At 79.5% G+C, this 4531-nt stretch carries 3 protein-coding genes; all 3 read left to right on the forward strand.

Annotation, left to right across the window (positions count from 1 at the left end; translation table 11 throughout):
• A partial coding sequence (locus tag K1J50_RS18545) for a capsular polysaccharide export protein, LipB/KpsS family (RefSeq protein WP_220119231.1) occupies positions 1 to 1492 on the forward strand: 1492 nt, incomplete at its 5' end.
• Positions 1489 to 2769: a capsule biosynthesis protein gene (locus K1J50_RS18550; RefSeq protein ID WP_220119232.1), complete on the forward strand. Its 1281-nt coding sequence runs from the start codon at positions 1489 to 1491 to the stop codon at positions 2767 to 2769. The genes K1J50_RS18545 and K1J50_RS18550, both read left to right, overlap by 4 nt.
• A 153-nt stretch (positions 2770 to 2922) precedes the next feature.
• Entirely contained in the window at positions 2923 to 4341 is a 1419-nt protein-coding gene (locus K1J50_RS18555) for an LTA synthase family protein (protein ID WP_220119233.1), read from the forward strand.
• Positions 4342 to 4531 lie beyond the last annotated feature (190 nt).

The following is a 4531-nucleotide window of genomic DNA, read 5'->3' on the forward strand; positions in this document are numbered from 1 at the left end:
CCGGCCGCTGCGCGTGGTGCGCGCGCCGGCGGCGCCGCCGGCGGCGCGGCCGACCCTGCCGGGCTGCGCCGCCGCCCCGCTCGCGCCCTGGACCCTGCTCGACGCCGCCGCCGCGCTGCACGTGCTCGACGATCCTCTCGGCCTGCTCGCCCTCGCCGCGGGCGTGCCGGTGACCTGCCACGCTCCGGGCGCCGCCTTCGCCGGCTGGGGCGCGACGCGGGACATGCCGTCGGTGCCGCGGCGCCCCGGCCCGGCCCGCGATGCGACCGATCTCTTCGCCGCCCTGATCGCCGGCACCCGCTGCGCCGACCCCTTCCGCGGCCGCCCCTGGACGCTGCTCGAGGCGCTGCGTCAGCTCGCCGACTGGCGGATCGCCGAGGCGGAGAACCGTCGCATCGTCGTCTGCTGCGGCATGGCCTTCTGGAAACGGCGGCGCATCGCTGCGGCCCTCGCCTCGGAGGCCGGCCGCCCCGCCTTCCGGCGCGGCGCGCGCGCCGCGGTCGCCGCCGCCGCCGGCGCACGCAGGGGAGCCGCCGATCCCCCCGCGATCGCCGTCTGGGCCACCCGCGTCCCGCCCGGCCTGCCGCACCGCGCCGCCGCGGCCGGACTGTCCCTGCTCTACGTCGAGGACGGCTTCGTCCGCTCCGCCGGCCTCGGCGCCGGCTTCCTGCCGGGCGCCTCGCTGGTGCTCGACACCGCGCCCGGCCTGCATCTCGACCCCGCCGCGCCGAGCCGGCTCGAGCGCCTGCTGGCCGAGGCGAGGCCCGACCCCGCCCTCCTCGCCCGCGCCGCCGCCCTGCGCGCGGCGCTGCTCGCGCGCGGCGTGACGAAATACGGCCTCGGCGGCCCCGCCGCCCTCGACCTCGGCGCGCCGCCCGGCGCGCGGCGCGTGCTGGTGCCCGGCCAGGTCGAGGACGACCTCTCCGTCCGCCTCGGCGCCGCCGCGGTGCGGGGCAATCTCGACCTGCTGCGCGCCGCGCGCGCGGCGGCCGGACCCGACGCCTTCCTCGTGTTCAAGCCGCACCCCGACGTGGTCGCCGGCTACCGCCGCGGCCACGTGCCGCTGCGCGACGCCCTGCGCTTCGCCGACCGCGTGCTGCCCGAGGCGCCCATGGCGGCGCTGCTCGCCGCCGTGGACGAGGTGCATACCATCACCTCGCTCGCCGGCTTCGAAGCCCTGTTGCGCGGCCTGCGCGTGGTCTGCTGGGGCGCGCCGTTCTACGCGGGGTGGGGGCTCACCGAGGACCGGGCCCCTCTGCCCCGGGCGCGGAGAAACCGAATATTAACGGTTGATGAGCTAGTCGCCATTTCTCTCATCCTCTATCCACGCTACGTGGACCCGCTGCTGGAACTCCCCTGTCCCGTGGAAGTGGTGCTCGACCGCCTGGCCGACCCCGCGGCGTGGCGGCCCGGCGCGATCGCCCGGCTGCGGCGCTGGCAGGGCCGCGCCCGCGCCGCGTTCCGCCGCTGGAGCGCGGCGGAGGGCGCATGAACGCCCTCGCGCCGCCTCGCCCCGTCCGACGCTGCTTCCTCTTCCTTCAGGGGCCCGCCTCCGCCTTCTTCGCGCGGCTCGGCGCGGCGCTGGCCGGGCGCGGCCACGGCGTGCTGCGCGTCAACTTCAACGCTGGCGACCGGCTCTTCTGGCCGCATCCCGGCGCGCTCGACTTCACCGGCCGGCCGCAGGACTGGCCCCCGGCGCTGGGGCGCATCCTGCGCCGCCACGCCGTGACCGACCTCGTGCTGTTCAGCGACTGCCGCCCGCTGCACGAGGCGGCGATCCCGGTCGCGCGGGCCGCCGGCTGCGCGGTGCACGTCTTCGAGGAGGGCTACCTCCGCCCGGGCTGGATCACGCTCGAGGAGGGCGGGGTCAACGCCCGCTCGCCCCTGCCGCGCGATCCGGCCTGGTTCCGCGAACAGGCGCGCCACCTGCCGCCCGAGCCGCCGGAGGTCAACCTGTCCGGCCGGTTCCTGCGCCGCGCGGCGGAGGACGTCGCCTACAACCTCGCCGCCCTGGCCGGCCGGCGCCGCTTCCCGCACTGGCGCACCCACCGTCCCTGGCACCCGCTGCACGAGTATCTCGGCTGGCTGCGCCGCGGCCTGTGCCGCCCCCTGGCGCGCGCGGCCTCGGCCCGGCGCCTGCGCCGCCTGGCCGAGGACCCAGCCCCCTTCTGGCTGCTGCCCCTGCAGCTCGACGGCGACTACCAGATCCGCCGGCACTCCCCCTATGCCTCGATGCGCCAAGTGATCCTCGAGGTGGTCGCCTCCTTCGCCCGCGCCGCGCCGCCCGGGACACGGCTGGTGATCAAGGGGCATCCGCTCGACAACGGCCTGGTGCGCTGGGGCGCAGTGGTGCGCGAGGCCGCGCGCGCCGCCGGCCTGCCCGCCGATCGCGTGGTCTATCTGGGTGAGACCCTGCTCGGCCCGCTGCTCGGGCCGGCGCGCGGCGTCGTCACCGTGAACAGCACCGCCGGGCTGCAGGCACTCTCGGCGGGCAAGCCGGTCGTGACGCTCGGCCACGCGCTCTACGACATGCCGGGGCTGACCTGGCAGGGCCGGCTCGACGCCTTCTGGACCCGGGCCGGGCCGCCCGATGCCGCGCTGGTGGACGCGTTCCGCCGCGTGCTGGTGGCGCGCTCGCTGGTCCGCGGCGGGTTCTTTAGCGAGGCCGGCATCCGCGCCGGCGTCGAGGGCGCGGTGCGCCGGCTCGAGGCGCTGCCGGCGCGGCGCGTCGCGGGCGCGTCCGGCCGCGCCGCCGCGACCGCCGACTGAGGCGCCGGCGGCCCCCCTGCGGCGCGGCGGCCCAGCCGCGCGCGCGGCCCGTGCGGGCGGAGCGCCTCGATCGGCGCAGCCGCCGCGGTATCATCCCGCCCCTGCCGTGAGATCCACATCCCCCGCCGCGCCGCCGCCGGGGTGCGGCGCCGCATGAACGCCGCCGCCTTCGCCCATCTCGCGCTTGGCGCTGCCCCGCCGCTCGCCGGCTGGTGGCTGCTGCGCCGCGCCGCCGGTGCCGGGCTGCGCCAGCCGCCGGCGCGGCTCGCCACCGATCTGGCGCCGGCGGCCCTGCTCTGGGCGCTGCTGCTCGCGGCGACCGCGCGGCCTGTGCTCGCCGGCTGCGTCGTGTTCTCCCTCGCCCTGGCCCTCGCCCTCGCCGACACGGCCAAGCGCCGCGTGCTCGGCGAGCCGGTGGTGTTCTCCGACGTGGCGCTGCTGTCCGGAGTGGTGCGCCATCCCGGCCTCTATCTGCCCTTCGCCGGGCCGGCGCGGCTCGCGGGCGCCGCGGCGCTGCTGCTCCTCGCCCCGCCGCTCGCCTGGCTGGCCGAGCCGCCGCTCGCCGCGCTCGCGCCGGGGGGGCGCGCGCTGCTCGCCGCCGCTGCCCTCGGCCTCGCCTGGCCCAGCCTTCTCCGCCCTCCTTCCCTGCCCCTCACCGGCGATCCGGCGGCCGACGCCGCCGCGCTCGGGCCGTGCGCGGCGCTCGCGCGCCAGCGCGCGGTGGCGCGCGCCGAACGCCCGGCCCGCCGCGCCCGGCTCGCCGCGCCGCCGCTGCCGCTGCGCGCGCCGGCGCCGCACCTCGTCCTGGTCCAGGCGGAAAGCTTCTGCGACCCGCGGCGGCTGTGCGGCGCCGCCGGCGCGCTGCCGCGCTGGGAGGCGCTCCGCGCCGCCGCCCTGCAGCACGGCCGCTTCGCCGCCCCGGCCTTCGGCGCCAACACCATGCGCGCGGAGTTCGGCGTGCTGACCGGGCTTCCCGAGGCGGCGCTCGGCCTCGACCGCTTCCACCCCTATTTCCGCTTCGCCCGCGTCCCGCTGCCCTCGCTCGCCTCGGCGCTCGGCGCGGCGGGCTATGCCACCGCCTGCCTGCACCCCTTCGACCGGCGCTTCTTCGGCCGCCACCGTGCCCTGCCGGCGCTCGGCTTCCAGCGCTTCCTCGATGCGCGCGCCTTCGCCGGGGCGCCGCGCGTCGGCGCCCATGTCGCCGACGCGGCGCTCGGGGCCCGCGTCATCGCCGAGCTGCGCGCCGCCGCCACGCCCCTGTTCCTCTTCGTCATCACCATGCAGGCGCACGGCCCCTGGCCCGGCCCCGACCCGCTCGACGCCTGGCTCGCCCACCTTCGCGACACCGACGCGATGCTCGGCGCCATCGCCGACGCCGCGCGCGGCCTCGACCGCCCGCTGCTGCTCGCCGCCTACGGCGATCACCTGCCTGCCGTGCCGCAGCGCCCGCGCGACGGCCTCGCCACCGACTACCTCCTCTGGCGCAGCGACCGCCCCGGGCCCGGCGCGCGCCGCGATCTCGACCCGGCCGGCCTGCACGCGGCCCTCCGCGCGGCGCTGGCGCCCCCCTGACACGCCGCCCCGCCGGGCGGACGTTCGCGGGTGCGGCCGGCCGCCCCCCAGGGCCGCCCTGGCGGAGGGGGGGGCCCGCCGGCGGCCCGCCCCCGCGCCGATCGCGGGCAGGGGGAACCGGACCGAAGCGGCACGCGGCCCGGCGAGCAACGCGCCGGGGCCGTCGCCTCGCCCCCGGGCGAGGCCCGCT

Origin of the sequence: Caldovatus aquaticus (assembly GCF_019458025.1) — a bacterium.
In the GTDB taxonomy this organism is placed as follows: Bacteria; Pseudomonadota; Alphaproteobacteria; order Acetobacterales; family Acetobacteraceae; genus Caldovatus; species Caldovatus aquaticus.